Below are 18,157 nucleotides of genomic sequence, written 5' to 3'. Positions count from 1 at the left end.
CCGCGTAATAAAGCCAACGCATATGCAGCTTGAAGTATGACGAGGATAGGCCAGACTTAAGTCACACCTAACTTACCGGGGCTTGCCTCGGTAAACTCAATTCAGGGGAGGAATTATGACCGGTCCAACCATTATTAAACTACAGGATGGTAACGTCATGCCGCAGCTGGGCCTGGGGGTCTGGAAGGCAAGTAACGAAGAGGTCATCACCGCCATTCATAAAGCGCTGGAAGTGGGGTATCGCTCAATTGATACCGCTGCAGCGTACAAAAACGAAGAAGGTGTCGGCAAAGCAATACGCGATGCGGGCGTACCGCGGGAAGAGTTATTCATCACCACCAAGCTGTGGAATGATGACCAGAAACGCCCTCGGGAAGCCTTGCTCGAAAGCATGGAGAAACTCCAGCTCGATTACCTCGATCTTTATCTGATGCACTGGCCAGTGCCGGCGATCGACCACTACGTTGAAGCGTGGGAAAGCATGATCGATCTGCAAAAAGAAGGGCTGATTAAGAGCATCGGCGTGTGTAACTTTCAGATCAATCATCTCCAGCGACTGATGGATGAAACCGGCGTACCACCGGTGATTAACCAGATAGAACTTCATCCGCTTATGCAACAGCGCCAACTGCACGCCTGGAACGCAACGCATAAAATCCAGACCGAATCCTGGAGCCCGCTGGCGCAGGGCGGCAAAGACGTCTTTGATCAAAAGATCATCCGCGATCTCGCAGAGAAATATGGCAAATCACCGGCGCAGATTGTCATCCGCTGGCATCTGGATAGCGGCCTGGTGGTTATTCCGAAATCAGTCACCCCTGCGCGTATCGCAGAAAACTTTAACGTCTGGGACTTCCGCCTGGATAAAGATGAATTAGGCGAAATCGCAAAGCTCGATCAGGGCAAACGTCTGGGACCAGACCCGGACCAGTTCGGCGGTTAACCCCTTCTCTCCTGCCCGACCTCTCGTCGGGCCTTTACTGATTTGAATTTCGACGTAGACCACGTGCACAGCTAATTGAGTCCCATGCGCTCTGCCCCACTGGAAGCCGATTGAATCGCAGCAGAACCAATTTTTCGAGCAGTATGAAGGATATCTGTCGTCACACGATCATGAACGGGCAGATGATGCAAAACTGGCCGCATTAGCGGCCAGAATTCGTGAGGCATAAATACTGAGCACTTCTGCCAGATGGCACCTTATCCGGCCGACGGTCTTTCAGGCCCGGTAAACATTTCACTCCCGGGCAAGACAGATTAGCGCCCTGCTACTTTCCCACGTTTTTTGTTCGCGGCAGGCGTCTGGCGCTGATGCGCCACAGGCGTGTGCTTGGTCAACGCCGGACGGGTATGACGGTTCTGGCGACGCGCTTCGCGCATCTCTTCCAGCGTAGGCGCCGGAACCAGACATTCGCGACGACCACCGATCAGATGCTTTTTACCCATATCTTCCAGCGCCTGGCGGATTAACGGCCAGTTGGCTGGATCATGGTAACGCAGCAGCGCTTTATGCAGACGACGCTGTTTATCACCTTTCGGCACCACCACGTCTTCACTCTTGTAACCAATTTTACCCAGCGGGTTTTTCCCGGTGTAATACATGGTTGTGGAGTTCGCCAATGGTGATGGATAGAAGTTCTGCACCTGATCCAGACGGAAACGACGTTGCTTCAGCCACAGCGCCAGATTCACCATATCCTCGTCACGCGTCCCAGGATGCGCAGAAATAAAGTATGGGATCAGGTACTGCTCTTTACCGGCCTGTTTAGAGTAGGTGTCGAACAATTCCTTAAAGCGATCGTAGCTGCCCATCCCCGGCTTCATCATCTTCGACAGCGGGCCTTCTTCAGTATGCTCTGGCGCAATCTTCAGATAGCCGCCCACGTGGTGGGTAGCCAGCTCTTTGATATAGCGCGGATCTTCAACCGCGATGTCATAGCGCACACCTGAAGCGATAAGGATCTTTTTAATGCCTTTCAAATCACGCGCACGGCGATAGAGGTTAATCGTCGGCTCGTGGTTAGTATCCATATGCGGACAAATATCCGGGTAGACGCATGACAAACGACGGCAGGTTTGCTCCGCACGCGGTGACTTACAGCGCAGCATATACATGTTCGCCGTTGGGCCGCCGAGATCGGAAATCACGCCGGTAAAGCCCGGAACGGTGTCGCGAATAGCTTCGATTTCATTGATGATCGAGTCTTCAGAGCGGCTCTGGATGATGCGGCCTTCGTGCTCGGTGATCGAACAGAACGAGCAGCCGCCAAAACAGCCACGCATAATGTTGATCGAGAAACGGATCATCTCGTAGGCCGGAATGCGGCTGTCGCCATACGCCGGATGCGGCACGCGCTTGTACGGCAGCGCAAAGACGCTGTCCATTTCTTCGGTAGAGAGCGGAATGGCTGGCGGGTTGATCCAGATGTAGCGATCGCCATGCTTTTGCATCAGCGCGCGCGCACAGCCTGGGTTGGTTTCGTGGTGCAGGATGCGCGACGCATGTGCATACAGCACTTTATCGCCCTTCACTTTTTCGAAGGACGGCAGCAGCACGTAGGTTTTTTCCCACGGTTTCGGGCGCGGCGGCTGTACGGTTACCGCTTTCGCTTCCTGCTTTTTCGGTGCGACAGGTTTGTTGTCGGCACACGGCAAATCCTCGCCGTACGGATGCGGGATCGGGTCAATTTTGCCCGGCGTGTCGAGACGCGTGGAATCCACCCCACTCCAGCCCGGCAGCGCTTCTTTAACCATAATCGCGGTGTTACGCACGTCGCGGATCTGATCGATAGTTTCCCCCATCGCCAGACGATGCGCCACTTCCACCAGCGGACGTTCGCCGTTACCGAACATCAGCATGTCAGCTTTTGAATCCACCAGCACGGAGCGACGAACGGTATCAGACCAGTAGTCGTAGTGCGCGGTACGGCGCAGGCTGGCCTCAATACCGCCGAGAATAACCGGCACATCTTTCCATGCTTCCTTACAGCGCTGGGTATAGACCAGTGTCGCGCGGTCCGGGCGTTTGCCCGCCACGTTGTCTGGCGTATAAGCATCGTCATGGCGCAGTCGGCGATCGGCGGTATAACGGTTGATCATCGAATCCATGTTGCCCGCGGTAACACCAAAGAACAGGTTCGGTTTACCCAAACGCATAAAATCGTCTTTGTTGTTCCACTCCGGCTGGGCGATAATCCCAACACGAAAGCCCTGCGCTTCCAGCATACGGCCGCAAATTGCCATGCCAAAGCTGGGATGATCGACGTATGCATCGCCGGTAACCAGAATGATGTCGCAGCTATCCCAGCCAAGTTGGTCCATTTCGTCGCGTGACATCGGCAAAAATGGTGCCGGGCCAAAACAGGCAGCCCAGTACTGCGGCCAGGAGAAAAGGTCTCTGTCCGGCTGGATCAGGGATATTGCGCTCATAGTGCTTCCAAAAATGGTAAAAAAATAATCAAAGGCCGGGGATTATACGCTGTATGTCGGCAAGAAATGAAGTGGAGTCTGAGTCAGACAAGTAGAAAGTGATTTAAATTGTTAAATGTTACGACGCCCATTTTTATCATTCATAATTAACACCATGCCGGCCAGCTGAGATAACTCTTTTTCGGCGGGGGATTTTTCATTGCGACTCAACGATTCACTGCATATTTCCCAGTTACGGGTAGTTGTTCACCTATGCGGATTTCTGGTTCTTCTCTACAGCTTCTCCATGCTGCCGCCGATGACCATTGCTCTGTTAAATAAAGAGCGGAGCTTTTTCGCCTTTTTCAGCACATTTATGACGTTCTTTACCCTCGGCGGTGGAGCGTGGCTGGCAACCAAACATGCAGGAATTCAACTACGAACCCGGGATGGCTTCGTCATTATCGTCCTGTTCTGGCTGCTGTTTTCGTTTATCAGCGCCATGCCGATGTGGATGGACGATGGCTTAAATCTCTCCTTTGCCGATGCCCTGTTCGAAGGGGTTTCCGGGATAACCACCACTGGCGCTACGGTAATTGACGACGTCAGCGCCTTGCCGAAATCGTATCTGTACTATCGGGCTCAGCTCAATTTTATTGGCGGCCTGGGGGTTATTGTCCTTGCCGTGGCGGTATTACCCCTGCTGGGTATTGGTGGTATGAAGCTGTATCAGTCTGAAATGCCAGGTCCCTTTAAAGAAGAACGCCTCACGCCAAGGCTTGCTGATACCGCACGTACGCTGTGGCTGACCTACGTCATTCTCGGCCTTATTTGTACCCTGGCCTACTGGGTTGCCGGGATGTCGTTTTTCGATGCCTTATGCCACGGGCTGTCGACGGTCTCTCTCGGCGGATTTTCCACCCGTAGTGAGAGCATCGGGTTTTATAACAGCCACGCTATTGAGTTAGTCGCCGGACTGTTTTCACTGCTGTCTGCGTTTAACTTCACCCTCTGGTACGTAGCTATTGTGAAACGTACCTTTAAGCCCTTTCGTCGTAATGCCGAGCTGCGTTTCTTTCTGCTTATTGCGCTGGTTGTCACCCTGATCGCCACCTGGCAGGTCTGGCGGGCGGGTATGTACGGGATAACGGACAGCCTGGTGCATGCCTTTTTTCTGGCCAGTTCGATGCTGACAGATAATGGCCTGTCGACGGCGGATTATGCGCAGTGGCCTTCGCACACGATATTCATGCTGCTCAGCGCCAGTTTCTTCGGCGGTTGTATCGGCTCGACCTGCGGGGGGATTAAGGTGCTGCGTTTTTTGATTATGTTCAAGCAATGCCGTCAGGAGTTACACCAGCTCGCGCATCCTCGCGCCCTGCTGAATATCAAAGTGGGCAATAACGTGGTAAGTGACCGAGTAGTGCGTTCGGTATGGAGCTTTTTCTTTCTCTACGTTTTATTTACCAGCTTTTTTATCTGGGCGCTCAATCTGATGGGCTACGATCTCTTCTCCTCTTTCGCCACCGTTGCCGCCTGCATCAATAACATGGGGCTGGGATTTGGCATCACCGCAACGACGTTTGGCACCTTAAACGAGGAGGCAAAACTTCTGATGTGCGCGGCCATGATCATGGGGCGTCTGGAGATTTACCCCATTCTGATCCTGTTCTCGCGCATGTTCTGGCGGGCGTAACGGAAACTCCGGCGCATTACGGCGCCGGGTTCACCAACATCTGTCCGATCGAGCCACGATCCGCCATTTCCAGCGTCTGACTGTTAAAGTAGAACGGGAAATGAGCCCAGGAAGGTTGTCCGTAGTAGACCAGTAATTCAACCTGGCCGTCGACCCAGACGGTATCTTTCCAGCCCCGGTCTTCCGGGAACGGCATTGCGCCATTCACATTACGGATCAGGAACGAGACGCCTTCGATATGGAAAGACTGAGGCATATCCGCTCGTACCGTCCAGCGCTCCCAGGAGCCCTGCTGAGCGGTAATATCCATGCGGTTGACGTCCCACAGCTGACCGTTGATGCCGGGATCGTCATCCAGACTGATATCACGGCTGCGAATCGGTGAACCACTGAGGATTTCGGTTGGCAGCAGGCGCATTGGCAGACTGTCGGTCACCAGCGGCAGGAGACCGGTCGGGCGCAGCGTCAATACCAGCGTGGAGATGAGAATACTGGAAGGCTCAAAGAATCCGCGGATCCTGTCGACAATGCTGGCCGCCTCACCACAGGTGATAGAGACCTCATTTCCGTTAGTCATATCCACCAGGATCTCACGGCGCTCGCCAGGCGCCAGCGAGAGCTGCTTCACCGAAACGGGCGCAGGTAAAAAGCCCTGATCGCTGGAAATCACATGCAGCGCGCGGCCATCGCTCATTTGCAACTGGTAACGACGCGAGTTTGAAGCGTTCAGCAAACGCAAACGCACCCAGCCGCGAGAGACTTCGACATACGGGCTTTGCGCCCCGTTGACCAGCAGCGTATCACCGACAAAACCACCGCTGCCGGGTTCGCTGTACTCCGGCGTACCAAAGTTGTCCAGACGCTTGTCCTGGATAATGATCGGAAAATCATCCACGCCGTAGTGGTTGGGAATAGACAGTGATTTACTCACTTCATCTTCAATCAGCCACATCCCGGCAAGACCGTTATAAACCTGCTGGGCAGTACGATTTGGCGTATTGGCGTGATACCACAGCGTAGCGGCATTCTGACGAATCGGCAGCACTGGTGCCCAGTCTGCATTAGGGGACATCATGCGCGCCGGGCCGCCCATCAGCGGGCCTGGCACCTGTAATCCAGCGACAGTCATCGAGACATTTTCAGTCAGACGGTTGCTGTAGATAAGCTTGACGTCATCCCCTTTCCAGACGCGGATCGTCGGTCCCAGGTAGCGACCGTTAATCCCCCAGACAGGTGCGCGCGTGCCTTGCGTGAAGGACCAGTGGGCGCGTTGCAGCGTCATAAATAACGGCTGCCCCCGACGGGACTCCAGCAGCGGAGGTACGGGTAACGGTTGTTGCTGACCGGCAGCATTAGCCTTCAGCGGAACAGCACCTGCACACAGTGCGATCCCCGATGCCTGAATGAACTGACGCCGACTGAATGACATATAAACTCCATGAAAAACTGGCGATTAACACGCAGGAAATCTTTTCCTGTAACAAACCCGAATTGCGCGGATTAAACCTTACCGGCGGCTTCCCGCTCAGCAACTTCTTTATCGAGTTCTGCGATTTTTTGTTCCATCAGCGTGCGGCAATGTGCTGCCAGTTCACGAACCTGATCTTTGCCAAAGTGGCTAATATCCACCGGCGGCAACATCTCGACAATCGCCAGACCATTATTGAGTCGGTTGAGTTTTATCTTGTTCGAGGTGGTTGAAACGCACACCGGAATAACCGGGACACCCGCCGCAATCGCCGCATGAAACGCGCCGGTTTTAAATGGCAGCAGACCGCGACCACGGCTACGCGTTCCTTCCGGGAACATCCAGATAGAAATACGACGTTTTTTGAAATGATTCACCACCGCCGCAATGGTGCTGTGCGCTTTGGTACGGTTGTTTCTGTCAATCAGCAGGTTGCCGGTTAACCAGTACAGCAGCCCGAAGAATGGGATCCACAACAGGCTTTTTTTACCTACCGTCACCGTCGGCGGCTGAACAATATTCGCAGCGGTAACCATGTCATAGTTGTTCTGATGATTACAAATATAGATAGCATTACCATAGTTCTGCGCGTCTGCCGGCATGCGGCACTCAACCTTCAGGCCATAAAGGGGAGCCAGGCGGCCAAACATATGACCGAACGTTGCGACGTGTTTTGGATTTCGTGGGCTGAACAAACAGTATATGCAACCGAAAATACAGACCAGAACGCAGTAAATAACAGTAATGATTAAACGAAAAATATATAGCATAACAACCTCTGAGGCCTAAGAGCCTGGCATTTTACGTCACCTGATTCATCACGCAGTATCAGGTTAGGGCTTTGTTAAGGGCGGCTCTCTGGAAAAGCGTATTGTTAATCGCAACGCACGAATAAACAACGGTTTCACGGGAATTTTTAACGTTGGCTCTCCCCGGGCTAAAACAGGGAGAGCCGGACGGTAGCGTTATTCTTCGCTGTCGCCGTGACTGGCGCGTCGAGGCGAGTCAATGTCAATGCGATCGATACGCTGCAGACCACGCATTAGCGTACCGCGACGGCCACGCTCGCCGGTCACTTTCTGCAACTCTTCAGGACGCAGTTTAATTTTGCGCTTACCAACGTGGATAGTCAGCGTGCTTTGTGGCGGCAGCACGTAGAGCTGCGCCAGGCCATCTTCACCTTTCGCCGCTTCCGCTGAAGGGATATTGATAATCTTGTTCCCTTTGCCTTTTGACAATTGCGGCAAATCGCTTACCGGGAACATCAACATGCGACCGGCCTGGGTGATTGCCAGCAGCATATCGGTTTCATCTTCAATCACAACCGGCGGCATAACGCGCGCATTTTCTGGCAGCGTAATCAATGCCTTACCCGCACGATTACGAGCTACCAGGTCGTTAAAGGTGCAGACAAAACCGTAACCCGCATCGGATGCCATCAGCAGTTTCTGATCGTCGCCTTCCATCAGCATGTGCTCAACCGTCGCGCCCGGCGGCAGCGTGAGCTTCCCGGTCAGCGGTTCACCCTGTCCACGCGCCGACGGCAGCGTAATCGGGTCGATGGCGTAACTGCGTCCGGTCGAGTCCACGAACACCACTGGCTGGTTGCTCTTACCCTTCACCGCAGACTTAAAGCTGTCGCCCGCTTTATAGCTTAATCCCGGCGCATCAATGTCGTGGCCTTTCGCGCTACGCACCCAACCACTCTGGGACAGCACAATGGTCACTGGCTCTGACGGCAGCATGTCGTGCTCGCTCATCGCCTTCGCTTCTTCACGTTCCTGCAGCGGAGAGCGGCGTTCGTCGCCATAGGCCTCGGCATCAGCCTGCAGCTCTTTCTTCAGCAGGTTGCTCATTTTACGCTCGGAAGCCAGAATGCCTTGCAGCTGATCGCGCTCTTTCGCCAGCTCATCCTGCTCGCCGCGGATTTTCATCTCTTCGAGTTTGGCAAGGTGGCGCAATTTCAGCTCAAGAATGGCTTCAGCCTGGGTTTCAGAAATGCCAAACCGCGACATCAGCTCGGGCTTAGGTTCATCCTCATGACGAATAATTTCGATCACTTCGTCAATGTTGAGGAACGCCACCAGCAAACCTTCAAGGATATGCAGGCGTTTAAGCACTTTTTCCAGACGATAGTTCAGGCGACGACGTACGGTATCGCGGCGAAACGCCAGCCATTCGGTGAGGATCTCCAGCAGATTTTTCACCGCCGGACGACCATCAAGACCGATCATATTCAGATTGATGCGGTAGCTTTTTTCCAGATCGGTGGTGGCAAACAGATGGTTCATCACCTGCTCCATATCCACACGATTGGAGCGCGGGACAATCACCAGACGGGTCGGGTTTTCGTGATCCGATTCGTCGCGCAGGTCGTCTACCATCGGCAGCTTTTTATTGCGCATTTGAGCGGCAATCTGCTCCAGCACTTTTGCCCCGGAAACCTGATGCGGCAGTGCGGAAATCACCACCGCGCCGTCTTCTTTCGTCCATACCGCGCGCATACGTACGGAGCCGCGTCCGTTTTCGTAAATCTTACGAATCTCTGCCCGCGAGGTAATGATCTCCGCTTCGGTCGGGTAATCCGGCCCCTGCACGATGTCCAGCAACTGATCCAGCGTCGTTTTCGGCTGCTCAATCAGGGTAATCGCCGCTTTCGCCACTTCACGCAGGTTGTGTGGCGGAATGTCCGTCGCCATACCAACGGCAATACCGGTCGTGCCGTTCAACAGAATATTTGGCAGACGCGCAGGCAGCATCTTCGGCTCCTGCATGGTGCCGTCGAAGTTTGGCACCCAGTCCGACGTTCCCTGGCCGAGTTCACCCAGCAGAACTTCCGCATATTTAGACAGGCGGGATTCGGTATAACGCATCGCCGCGAAGGATTTCGGATCGTCCGGCGCCCCCCAGTTCCCCTGCCCGTCAACCAGCGGATAACGGTAAGAGAACGGCTGCGCCATCAGCACCATCGCTTCATAACAAGCGCTGTCGCCGTGTGGGTGGTATTTACCCAGTACGTCACCGACGGTACGGGCGGATTTTTTAAATTTGGCGCTGGCATTCAGCCCCAGTTCGGACATCGCGTACACGATGCGACGCTGAACGGGTTTCAAACCATCGCCAATAAACGGCAACGCCCTGTCCATGATGACGTACATGGAGTAGTTCAGATAGGCGGTTTCCGTGAATTCATGCAGCGCCAGGCGCTCTGCCATATCGCTCATTAATCGTGGTTCCTCAACTTTGTACCCCTCTATTGAAGGGCAATATTGCCGCAGATACTACCCTATCTGGCGTGTTGAGTCACAAAGAAAAGGGCCACGAGTGCGGCCCTGATGGGGATTATTTGGCAACTTTGGTAATCTGTTTCACGTCGATTTCAACGGAGTTCCAGTCTTTATCCACTTCACCCTGGATTTCAACCACATCCTGCGGTGTGACGGTTACGCCGTTCCAGCGCTTGTGGTCGATATCCACATTCACCGTGCCGGTCGCATCTTTAAACACATACAGGTCGTCGGAAATACGCTCAACGATGTTCCCGCGCAGGGTAACCCAAGTGTCATCACGCAGTGATTTGGCGCTTTCTACCGTCGCGCTGCTACCATTCGGGCCGACAAATCCGCCATTTTGGCTTTGCGTGGTGGTTGTCGGTCCAGAGAAACCGCCCTGCTGCGCTGCCAGAACAGGTGCGGAACACAGTGCCATTACAGCAACCATTGCAGCTAATTTTTTCATCGTCATGTCTCCCTTTCATTTTGGTTTACGACTATTAAATAAGTTAATCCTTAACAAGTTCTTAAGGCAAAAAAAGATACTTTTTTTGCTGTACAGAGGCTGTAGTCACAAGGTTTACTGACGCTAATGAGAGCGGCTGCAGGGAAGAACATATGCGTATTTTACTGATCGAAGATGACACATTGATCGGCGACGGCCTGAAAACAGGTCTGAGTAAAATGGGTTTCAGCATCGACTGGTTTACCGAGGGTCGCCAGGGGAAAGAAGCGCTCTACAGCGCCCCTTATGATGCGGTGATCCTCGACCTGACGCTGCCAGGAATCGACGGACGGGACATCTTGCGCGAATGGCGAGCCAACGGAAAGCAGGAGCCAGTGCTGATTCTGACCGCTCGCGACGCGCTGGCGGAACGCGTTGAGGGTCTGCGTCTCGGCGCGGATGACTATCTGTGCAAACCCTTTGCGCTGATCGAAGTTGCCGCCAGGCTGGAGGCGCTGGTGCGCCGTGCCAGCGGCCAGGCGAGCAACATATTGCGCCATGGCCAGGTGACGCTCGATCCCGGTGCGCTGGTTGCCACGGCGGCAGATGAGCCTTTGTCTCTCAAACCCAAAGAGTTCGCTCTACTGGAACTGCTGATGCGCAATAAGGGTCGCGTCCTGCCCCGCAAACTGATTGAAGAAAAACTGTATACCTGGGACGAAAACGTCTCCAGCAATGCGATTGAGGTACACGTCCATCACTTACGCCGTAAGCTCGGCAGCGACTTTATCCGTACCGTGCATGGCATTGGCTACACCCTGGGTGACGCATGAAACTCACACAACGCCTCAGCCTGCGCATCAGGCTAACGCTTATTTTTCTGATTCTGGCATCGGCAACCTGGGCCGTTTCGAGCTTTGTAGCCTGGAAGCAGACCACCGACAATGTCGATGAGCTGTTTGATACCCAACTGATGTTGTTCGCCAAGCGGCTTAGCACGCTGGATATCAGCGACGTCACCACCTCAAGCAATATGGCTCGCACGCCGAAGAAGCTCAAGCACGGCCATATTGATGACGACGCGCTGACGTTTGCCATCTTCACCATCGACGGCAAAATGGTATTCCACGATGGCGACAACGGCCAGGACATTCCCTACAGCTACACCCGCGAAGGCTTTACCGATGGCCAACTCAAGGGGGACAACGACGCATGGCGTTTTCTGTGGCTGAATTCCGCTGACGGCAAATACCGCATTGTGGTAGGCCAGGAGTGGGAGTATCGAGAGGATATGGCGCTGTCGATCGTCACCGCCCAGTTAACACCGTGGTTGATTGCGCTGCCGCTGATGTTGCTAATCCTGGTGGTCATGATTAGCCGTGAACTCAGGCCGCTGAAAAAACTGGCGCAGGCTCTGCGCTGGCGCTCACCGGAATCGGAAGAGCCGCTCGATCCGAAAGGTGTACCTAGCGAAGTGCGCCCGTTGGTTGAATCGCTCAATCAGTTGTTTACCCGCACCCATTCCATGATGGTCCGCGAACGGCGCTTCACTTCTGATGCTGCCCACGAGCTGCGCAGCCCGTTGACCGCGCTTAAAGTACAAACGGAAGTGGTGCAACTGTCAGACGACGACCCGCAAACGCGGGAAAAAGCGCTGGTACAGTTGCATGCGGGAATTGAACGCGCCACCCGACTGGTCGATCAGTTACTGACGCTTTCACGCCTCGACTCCCTCGACAATCTTCAGGATGTGGCGGAAATCTCGCTGGAGGAGCTTTTGCAATCCGCGGTGATGGATATCTACCATCCAGCCCAGCAGGCGCACATCGACGTGCGTTTGCAGATTAACGCGCATAACATCATGCGCACAGGACAGCCGCTGTTGCTGAGCCTGATGATACGAAATCTGCTGGATAATGCGATCCGCTACAGCCCGCGGGGTAGCATTGTGGAAGTGACGCTCAACGCCCGTAATTTTAGCGTCAAGGATAATGGTCCTGGCGTTGCGCCAGAGGTCCTGACGCACATCGGGGAACGCTTTTATCGTCCACCGGGACAAAGCGTGACCGGCAGCGGTCTCGGCCTATCGATTGTCCGCCGTATCGCAATATTGCATGGAATGTCAGCCTCGTTTGGCAACGCTCCGCAAGGTGGCTTTGAAGCGAAGGTCAGTTGGTAATTGCGTTATTATTGCTCAAATAGCAAAAGACTTTGCACATTTTGCTAATTTCACCGCGTCGCTGGTAGGGGTAAAATCGTCTTCAAACGTATTTCCCTGAGGACACAAAATGAGCAACATTCTGATTATCAATGGTGCGAAAAAATTCGCCCACTCCAACGGCCAGTTAAACGACACCCTGACCGAGGTCGCGGATGGCCTTCTGCGCGACCTCGGGCATGATGTTAAAATCGTGCGCGCCGACAGCGACTATGACATTTCTGATGAAGTACAGAACTTCGTCTGGGCCGATGTGGTTATCTGGCAAATGCCTGGCTGGTGGATGGGTGCGCCGTGGACCGTGAAAAAATACATTGATGACGTGTTTACCGAAGGTCACGGTACGCTGTACGCCAGCGATGGTCGCACGCGTTCAGATGCGTCTAAAAAATACGGCTCCGGTGGGCTGATTCAGGGCAAAAAATACATGCTGTCACTGACCTGGAACGCACCGATGGAAGCTTTTACTGAAAAAGATCAGTTCTTCCATGGCGTTGGCGTTGATGGCGTTTATCTCCCGTTCCATAAAGCAAACCAGTTCCTGGGAATGGAAGCGCTGCCGACCTTTATCACCAATGACGTGATTAAAATGCCGGACGTCCCGCGTTATATCGCAGAATATCGCAAGCATCTGAACGAAATTTTTGGTTAACTGGTAACCTGGAATTAGAAGGAGTTAACCATGCTTACCGTTATTGCAGAAATCCGTACACGTCCAGGTCAACATCACCGCCAGGCGGTACTGGATCAATTCGCTAAAATCGTTCCAACCGTATTGAAAGAAGAAGGCTGCCACGGCTACGCGCCGATGGTCGATCATGCTGCTGGCGTCAGTTTTCAGACCACAGCCCCGGACTCAATCGTGATGGTTGAACAGTGGGAAAGCATTGCGCATCTTGAAGCGCATTTGCAGACACCGCATATGAAAGCCTATAGCGAAGCCGTGAAAGGCGACGTGCTGGACATGAGTATTCGTATTCTGGAGTCTGGCATTTAAGATTGTCGATTTGCCGGGTAACGCCATAAACAGACGTATCCGGCTTATATTGCAATCCTCAGGCCTGGTAAGCCCAGCGCCACCAGGCATTCACGGTCAATTACCCTTCGAGATCCGCCAGGTCGCCTTTCTCCTGCAACCAGTTACGGCGATCTTCAGAACGCTTCTTGGCCAGCAGCATATCCATCATTGCGTTGGTACGCTGATCGTCTTCGTCATCGATGATGAGCTGCACCAGGCGGCGGGTGTTCGGATCCAGCGTGGTTTCACGCAGCTGCATCGGGTTCATTTCACCCAGACCTTTAAAGCGCTGCACGTTCGGCTTGCCTTTCTTGCGTTTTAACTGCTCCAGCACGCCCGCTTTCTCTTCTTCCGTCAGCGCGTAATACACCTCTTTACCGAGGTCGATACGGTATAACGGCGGCAGCGCCACATAGACGTGACCGTGTTTCACCAGCGTACGGAAGTGTTTTACAAACAGCGCGCACAGCAGCGTGGCGATATGCAAACCATCGGAGTCCGCATCCGCCAGAATACAGATCTTACCGTAGCGCAGCTGGCTCAGATCATCACTGTCCGGATCGATGCCGATCGCCACCGAAATATCGTGAACTTCCTGCGAAGCCAACACTTCATCGGAAGAGACTTCCCAGGTGTTGAGGATCTTACCTTTCAGCGGCATGATCGCCTGATATTCACGATCGCGCGCCTGTTTCGCCGATCCGCCCGCCGAGTCACCTTCGACGAGAAACAGTTCGGTGCGATTAAGATCCTGTGCGGTACAGTCCGCCAGTTTCCCCGGCAACGCCGGACCGCTGGTCAACTTCTTACGCACCACTTTTTTCGCCGCACGCAGACGACGTTGGGCGCTGGAAATCGCCATCTCAGCCAGCAGTTCGGCTGATTGCACGTTCTGGTTCAGCCACAGGCTGAAAGCATCTTTCACCACGCCAGAGACGAATGCCGCGCACTGCCGCGAAGAGAGGCGCTCTTTGGTTTGTCCGGCAAACTGCGGATCCTGCATTTTTACTGACAGCACGTAAGCACAGCGATCCCAGATATCTTCCGCCGACAGCTTCACGCCGCGCGGCAGAATATTGCGGTATTCACAGAACTCGCGCATTGCATCCAGCAGACCTTGGCGCAGGCCGTTAACGTGCGTACCGCCCTGCATGGTTGGGATCAGGTTCACATAGCTTTCAGTCAGCAGCTCGCCGCCTTCCGGCAGCCAGAGCAGCGCCCAGTCCACAGTTTCTGTTTCACCGCTGAAATTACCGATAAACGGTTTTTCCGGCAGCGTCGGCAGGCCATTTACCGCTTCGCTCAGATAGTCATTCAGGCCATCCTGGTAGCACCAGCGCTGTTCACTGTTATTGACCTCATCCTTAAAGGTGATCTCAACGCCTGGGCACAGCACAGCTTTGGCTTTCAGTACGTGCGTTAAGCGCGAAACGGAAAAACGCGGGCTGTCAAAGAAGCTTTCATCCGGCCAGAAGTGCACGCTGGTTCCGGTATTGCGTTTACCGCAGGTACCGACAACCTGTAAATCTTGCACCTTATCGCCGTTCTCAAACGCGATGTTGTACACCTGCCCGTCGCGGCGCACGTTCACTTCCACACGCTTCGACAGGGCGTTTACCACGGAGATCCCTACCCCATGTAAACCACCAGAGAACTGATAGTTTTTGTTGGAGAACTTACCGCCCGCGTGCAGACGACAGAGGATCAGCTCTACCGCCGGAACGCCCTCTTCAGGGTGAATGTCAACCGGCATGCCGCGGCCATCATCAATAACTTCCAGAGACTGGTCGGCATGTAAAATCACGTCCACGCGTTTTGCGTGGCCCGCCAGTGCTTCATCCACACTGTTATCAATCACTTCCTGTCCAAGATGGTTCGGACGGGTTGTATCGGTGTACATCCCCGGGCGACGGCGTACCGGCTCAAGCCCAGTGAGTACCTCAATGGCATCAGCGTTATAAGTTTGCGTCATGGTTTAAATAAGCAATTCGAATTGATCGTCAGAAACTGTGCAGTCCAAGGAAATCGACAATCGGGTTGAAATAATCTTCGAAGCCCGTGAATGCGTGGTTTCCGCCCTCAATAACTGTCTGGCGGCAGGAGGCGTAATACGCCACCGCCTGGCGGTAGTCCAACACTTCATCGCCCGTTTGTTGAAGCAGCCAGATCAAATCCGGCGCTTCCAGCGGGTCAATCTGCATGACTTTAAGATCGTAAATATGGCGTGACTCTAGCACATATTGCTGCCCCGTGTAGGGGTTCTCGTTTTGACCGAGATAGTCGACCAGCAGTTCATAAGGTCGGACAGCAGGGTTCACCACCACCGCGGGCAGCATAAAACATTGCGACAGCCAGGTGGCGTAATAGCCTCCCAGCGAGGAACCGACAATTCCCAGCGACTCTCCGCCATGTTCAAGAATGATCGATTCCAGCATCTCTGCGGCCTGGGCCGGATACGGTGGCAACTGGGGTACGATCATCTCAACGTGCGGATGATGCTCCGCCAGCCAGTTTTTCAGCAAACATGCCTTCGCCGAACGAGGAGAACTATTAAATCCGTGAAGATAAAGAAGCGTAGACATCAGTAGCCTTCTGAAGCGGTATCAGGGTGGAACCGATTACCCTGCAGACGGCGTACCTGCGTCTGCAACGTCCCGTCAGCAAAAAGCTCCAGCGTCCGCCAGCCTGGGCTGATGGTATCTAGCGTGAAGTTGGAACAGTGTGGCTTAAACTGCACACAGGTCGACGGCGTCGCCAGCAGGCGGCGTCCGTTCCAGTCCAAATCCAGTTCCTGATGAATATGCCCACACAACAAATACTTGGCACGAGGATAATTCACCAGCACGTTATCCAGCTCTGCGGCATTACGCAGGCTATGCTGATCGAGCCAGCTACAACCTGCTGGCAGAGGATGATGATGCAGAAGCAGCAAAGTATTGCGCTCAGGCGCATCGGCAAGTTTACGTTCCAGCCATTCGAGCTGAAATTCGCTTAATTCACCGTGGGGAACGCCGAACACCTGGCTGTCCAGCAACAGGATTTGCCACTGTTCACCAATAAAGACGCGTTTAGCGGGTGAGATCCCCGCGTCCTGTAGCGCGCTGTACATTGCCGGCTGAAAATCGTGATTGCCCGGTAGCCAAACGCAGGGCGCACGAAAGCTTGCGATGCCCTCAGCAAAATGCTGATAGGCCGCAGCGGATTGGTCCTGCGCCAAATCACCAGTCGCGACGATCAGATCGTATTCAGGCGACTCTGCATGTATTGCATCCAGTACGGATTGATAGCTGTCCCAGGTGTTTACACCCAGCAGCGTTTCATGCTTTTCGGCAAACAGGTGAGTGTCTGTAATTTGTAAGATCCTGACTCTGGCCTCACCAGCCAAAGGAAGGGTTAACAGGCTTTCCAAATGGTGTCCTTAGGTTTCACGACGCTAATAAACCGGAATCGCCATCGCTCCATGTGCTAAACAGTACCGTAACCAGTCGGCCAGAAACTGATTAATTTGATGCTTTTCGTCGCGTTGATGCAACTTTTTATTTGGATAATCATACCGCGCTTTGAAGCGAAAGATCTGCTGACTCGAACACACTTCGGCCACCCTCGCGTCATGATACAGGCGGACTGTCAATGACGGCAGGCTCCAGTAAGTGACCGCGGGTGCCGTTTGTTCGATCGCGACAAGCGTAGTGTATCGGGTCGATTCAACGATCGTTAACCGATATTGTGCGTTTGCGACCTGATAGCTCACTGTTTCATCGGCTGCGTCATTACGCGGCAGCAGACGGCGCAATTGCGAATAGTTGGTTTCGCACAGGCGCATCATTTCAGGGAAGTCAGGTGTGTAACGCTTCATTTTTTCCACTCAGTTTTTAACTCTTGATAGTGCAGCTGTAACCATTGCAAGGCGATGACAGAAGCCGCGTTGTCGATTTTCCCCTCTTCAACCCATTGATAAGCCTGCTCCCGGCTCACCACATGAACACGAATATCTTCGTTTTCATCAGCCAGACCGTGGATCCCGCTCGCGGTCGTGGCGTCCACTTCGCCAACTAAAATAGACAGGCGCTCACTGGTGCCGCCAGGGCTTGCCAGATAGCTCAGAACGGGCTTGGTACGTTTAACTTCCAGCCCGGCCTCTTCCATCGCTTCACGACGAGCCACATCCTCAACGGTTTCGCCCTCTTCAATCATTCCGGCCACCATTTCCAGGAGCCAAGGGCTTTCGCTGGTATCAAACGCTGCGATACGGATCTGCTCGACCAAAACAACTTCGTCCCGCTCAGGGTCAAAGGGTAGCAAGACTGCCGCGTGTCCGCGCTCAAAAATTTCGCGCTTTACCTCACCGCTCATACCGCCGTTAAACAGGCGATGGCGGAACCGATAAAGATCCAGTGAAAAAAAACCGCGGTATAGCGTTTCTCGTGCAATAATTTCTACATCATTTTTAGTGAAAGTCATTGGCAAGTTGTCTGGTTTACGCATTGTGCTGTCCTGAAACCAATAGTGATTAAAATGTGAATTTCAAGGTCGTTTGACTGATGTTTGAACGCCCTTGTGTTAAATTGATGCAAATTAACGCCGTATGGCACGTAACGCCAACTTTTTGAAGTGGCGGATTCTGCTAGAATC

The 18,157-nt window shown here is 53.6% G+C and carries 16 protein-coding genes and 1 pseudogene; 7 read left to right on the top strand and 10 right to left on the bottom strand.

From position 1 onward, the window contains the following. Positions 1-115: 115 nt before the first annotated feature. Together dkgA and HV229_RS03290 are read left to right on the top strand one after the other, a co-directional pair. Positions 116-943: a 2,5-didehydrogluconate reductase DkgA gene (gene dkgA, locus HV229_RS03295; protein ID WP_016154506.1), complete on the top strand. Its 828-nt coding sequence runs from the start codon at positions 116-118 to the stop codon at positions 941-943. A gap of 48 nt (positions 944-991) precedes the next feature. After that, positions 992-1,172: pseudogene (locus HV229_RS03290) on the top strand (hypothetical protein); the annotation flags it as partial. An 85-nt stretch (positions 1,173-1,257) separates the two neighbouring features. Here HV229_RS03290 and HV229_RS03285 read toward each other — a convergent pair. After that, positions 1,258-3,429: a YgiQ family radical SAM protein gene (locus HV229_RS03285; protein ID WP_003024532.1), complete on the bottom strand. Its 2,172-nt coding sequence runs from the start codon at positions 3,427-3,429 to the stop codon at positions 1,258-1,260. 199 nt (positions 3,430-3,628) lie between these two features. On the opposite strand from HV229_RS03285, the gene HV229_RS03280 reads away from it, so the two are divergent. Beyond that, on the top strand, positions 3,629-5,104 hold the full coding sequence (locus tag HV229_RS03280; RefSeq protein ID WP_080859500.1) for a TrkH family potassium uptake protein: 1,476 nt from the start codon (positions 3,629-3,631) through the stop codon (positions 5,102-5,104). A gap of 16 nt (positions 5,105-5,120) precedes the next feature. On the opposite strand, the gene ftsP is transcribed toward HV229_RS03280, so the two are convergent. The 4 genes from ftsP to HV229_RS03260 form a co-directional block, all read right to left on the bottom strand. Continuing rightward, positions 5,121-6,533 carry a cell division protein FtsP gene (ftsP, locus tag HV229_RS03275; protein WP_016154508.1) on the bottom strand — a complete coding sequence of 471 codons (1,413 nt, stop codon included), beginning with the start codon at positions 6,531-6,533 and terminating at the stop codon, positions 5,121-5,123. Positions 6,534-6,604: 71 nt separating this feature from the next. Beyond that, positions 6,605-7,342 carry a 1-acylglycerol-3-phosphate O-acyltransferase gene (gene plsC / locus HV229_RS03270; protein WP_016154509.1) on the bottom strand — a complete coding sequence of 246 codons (738 nt, stop codon included), beginning with the start codon at positions 7,340-7,342 and terminating at the stop codon, positions 6,605-6,607. A 195-nt stretch (positions 7,343-7,537) separates the two neighbouring features. After that, positions 7,538-9,796, bottom strand: coding sequence for a DNA topoisomerase IV subunit A (gene parC / locus HV229_RS03265; protein ID WP_049283274.1), 2,259 nt, complete (start codon positions 9,794-9,796; stop codon positions 7,538-7,540). A 118-nt stretch (positions 9,797-9,914) separates the two neighbouring features. After that, complete coding sequence (locus HV229_RS03260; RefSeq protein ID WP_016154511.1) at positions 9,915-10,310, bottom strand: YgiW/YdeI family stress tolerance OB fold protein; 396 nt, start codon at positions 10,308-10,310, stop codon at positions 9,915-9,917. Between the two features lie 152 nt (positions 10,311-10,462). On the opposite strand from HV229_RS03260, the gene qseB reads away from it, so the two are divergent. The 4 genes from qseB to HV229_RS03240 all read left to right on the top strand — a co-directional run bounded on the left by qseB (position 10,463) and on the right by HV229_RS03240 (position 13,504). Beyond that, the gene (gene qseB, locus HV229_RS03255) at positions 10,463-11,122 is read left to right on the top strand and encodes a quorum sensing response regulator transcription factor QseB (protein WP_016154512.1); all 660 of its coding nucleotides are present in this window, start codon (positions 10,463-10,465) and stop codon (positions 11,120-11,122) included. After that, entirely contained in the window at positions 11,119-12,468 is a 1,350-nt protein-coding gene (qseC, locus tag HV229_RS03250; RefSeq protein WP_181546891.1) for a quorum sensing histidine kinase QseC, read from the top strand. Before qseB ends, qseC begins: the two co-directional genes overlap by 4 nt. 109 nt (positions 12,469-12,577) lie before the next feature. Further along, positions 12,578-13,159 (top strand): NAD(P)H-dependent oxidoreductase, encoded by a 582-nt coding sequence (locus HV229_RS03245; protein WP_047358646.1) that lies wholly within the window; start codon positions 12,578-12,580, stop codon positions 13,157-13,159. Between the two features lie 30 nt (positions 13,160-13,189). Then, positions 13,190-13,504: a putative quinol monooxygenase gene (locus HV229_RS03240; RefSeq protein ID WP_016154515.1), complete on the top strand. Its 315-nt coding sequence runs from the start codon at positions 13,190-13,192 to the stop codon at positions 13,502-13,504. Between the two features lie 100 nt (positions 13,505-13,604). On the opposite strand, the gene parE is transcribed toward HV229_RS03240, so the two are convergent. Genes parE through nudF form a run of 5 tightly spaced genes read right to left on the bottom strand, consistent with a single transcriptional unit; the run spans position 13,605 to position 18,010 of the window. Next, positions 13,605-15,497: a DNA topoisomerase IV subunit B gene (parE, locus tag HV229_RS03235; protein ID WP_003024571.1), complete on the bottom strand. Its 1,893-nt coding sequence runs from the start codon at positions 15,495-15,497 to the stop codon at positions 13,605-13,607. Between the two features lie 28 nt (positions 15,498-15,525). After that, positions 15,526-16,107: an esterase YqiA gene (gene yqiA / locus HV229_RS03230; RefSeq protein WP_003024575.1), complete on the bottom strand. Its 582-nt coding sequence runs from the start codon at positions 16,105-16,107 to the stop codon at positions 15,526-15,528. After that, positions 16,107-16,934, bottom strand: coding sequence for a 3',5'-cyclic-AMP phosphodiesterase (gene cpdA / locus HV229_RS03225; RefSeq protein ID WP_016154517.1), 828 nt, complete (start codon positions 16,932-16,934; stop codon positions 16,107-16,109). The genes yqiA and cpdA overlap by 1 nt, the downstream gene beginning before the upstream one ends. A 24-nt stretch (positions 16,935-16,958) precedes the next feature. After that, positions 16,959-17,381 carry a DUF1249 family protein gene (locus tag HV229_RS03220; RefSeq protein WP_016154518.1) on the bottom strand — a complete coding sequence of 141 codons (423 nt, stop codon included), beginning with the start codon at positions 17,379-17,381 and terminating at the stop codon, positions 16,959-16,961. Continuing rightward, on the bottom strand, positions 17,378-18,010 hold the full coding sequence (gene nudF / locus HV229_RS03215; protein ID WP_016154519.1) for an ADP-ribose diphosphatase: 633 nt from the start codon (positions 18,008-18,010) through the stop codon (positions 17,378-17,380). The genes HV229_RS03220 and nudF overlap by 4 nt, the downstream gene beginning before the upstream one ends. Positions 18,011-18,157: the final 147 nt, after the last annotated feature.

The organism is Citrobacter sp. RHBSTW-00524 (assembly GCF_013747755.1).
Taxonomy (GTDB): Bacteria; Pseudomonadota; Gammaproteobacteria; order Enterobacterales; family Enterobacteriaceae; genus Citrobacter; species Citrobacter braakii.
The sequence above is the reverse complement of the archived record's forward strand: the minus strand, read 5'-3'. Positions and strand labels throughout refer to the sequence as shown.

Excerpts from the sequence above, each read along its gene's own strand:
- ftsP (WP_016154508.1), bottom strand. The coding sequence starts at position 6,533 with ATGTCATTCAGTCGGCGTCAGTTCATTCAGGCATCGGGGATCGCACTG.
- parC (WP_049283274.1), bottom strand. The coding sequence starts at position 9,796 with ATGAGCGATATGGCAGAGCGCCTGGCGCTGCATGAATTCACGGAAACC.
- parE (WP_003024571.1), bottom strand. The coding sequence starts at position 15,497 with ATGACGCAAACTTATAACGCTGATGCCATTGAGGTACTCACTGGGCTT.
- nudF (WP_016154519.1), bottom strand. The coding sequence starts at position 18,010 with ATGCGTAAACCAGACAACTTGCCAATGACTTTCACTAAAAATGATGTA.
- HV229_RS03240 (WP_016154515.1), top strand. The coding sequence starts at position 13,190 with ATGCTTACCGTTATTGCAGAAATCCGTACACGTCCAGGTCAACATCAC.
- HV229_RS03285 (WP_003024532.1), bottom strand. The coding sequence starts at position 3,429 with ATGAGCGCAATATCCCTGATCCAGCCGGACAGAGACCTTTTCTCCTGG.
- yqiA (WP_003024575.1), bottom strand. The coding sequence starts at position 16,107 with ATGTCTACGCTTCTTTATCTTCACGGATTTAATAGTTCTCCTCGTTCG.
- HV229_RS03260 (WP_016154511.1), bottom strand. The coding sequence starts at position 10,310 with ATGAAAAAATTAGCTGCAATGGTTGCTGTAATGGCACTGTGTTCCGCA.
- HV229_RS03245 (WP_047358646.1), top strand. The coding sequence starts at position 12,578 with ATGAGCAACATTCTGATTATCAATGGTGCGAAAAAATTCGCCCACTCC.
- qseC (WP_181546891.1), top strand. The coding sequence starts at position 11,119 with ATGAAACTCACACAACGCCTCAGCCTGCGCATCAGGCTAACGCTTATT.
- plsC (WP_016154509.1), bottom strand. The coding sequence starts at position 7,342 with ATGCTATATATTTTTCGTTTAATCATTACTGTTATTTACTGCGTTCTG.
- dkgA (WP_016154506.1), top strand. The coding sequence starts at position 116 with ATGACCGGTCCAACCATTATTAAACTACAGGATGGTAACGTCATGCCG.
- HV229_RS03220 (WP_016154518.1), bottom strand. The coding sequence starts at position 17,381 with ATGAAGCGTTACACACCTGACTTCCCTGAAATGATGCGCCTGTGCGAA.
- qseB (WP_016154512.1), top strand. The coding sequence starts at position 10,463 with ATGCGTATTTTACTGATCGAAGATGACACATTGATCGGCGACGGCCTG.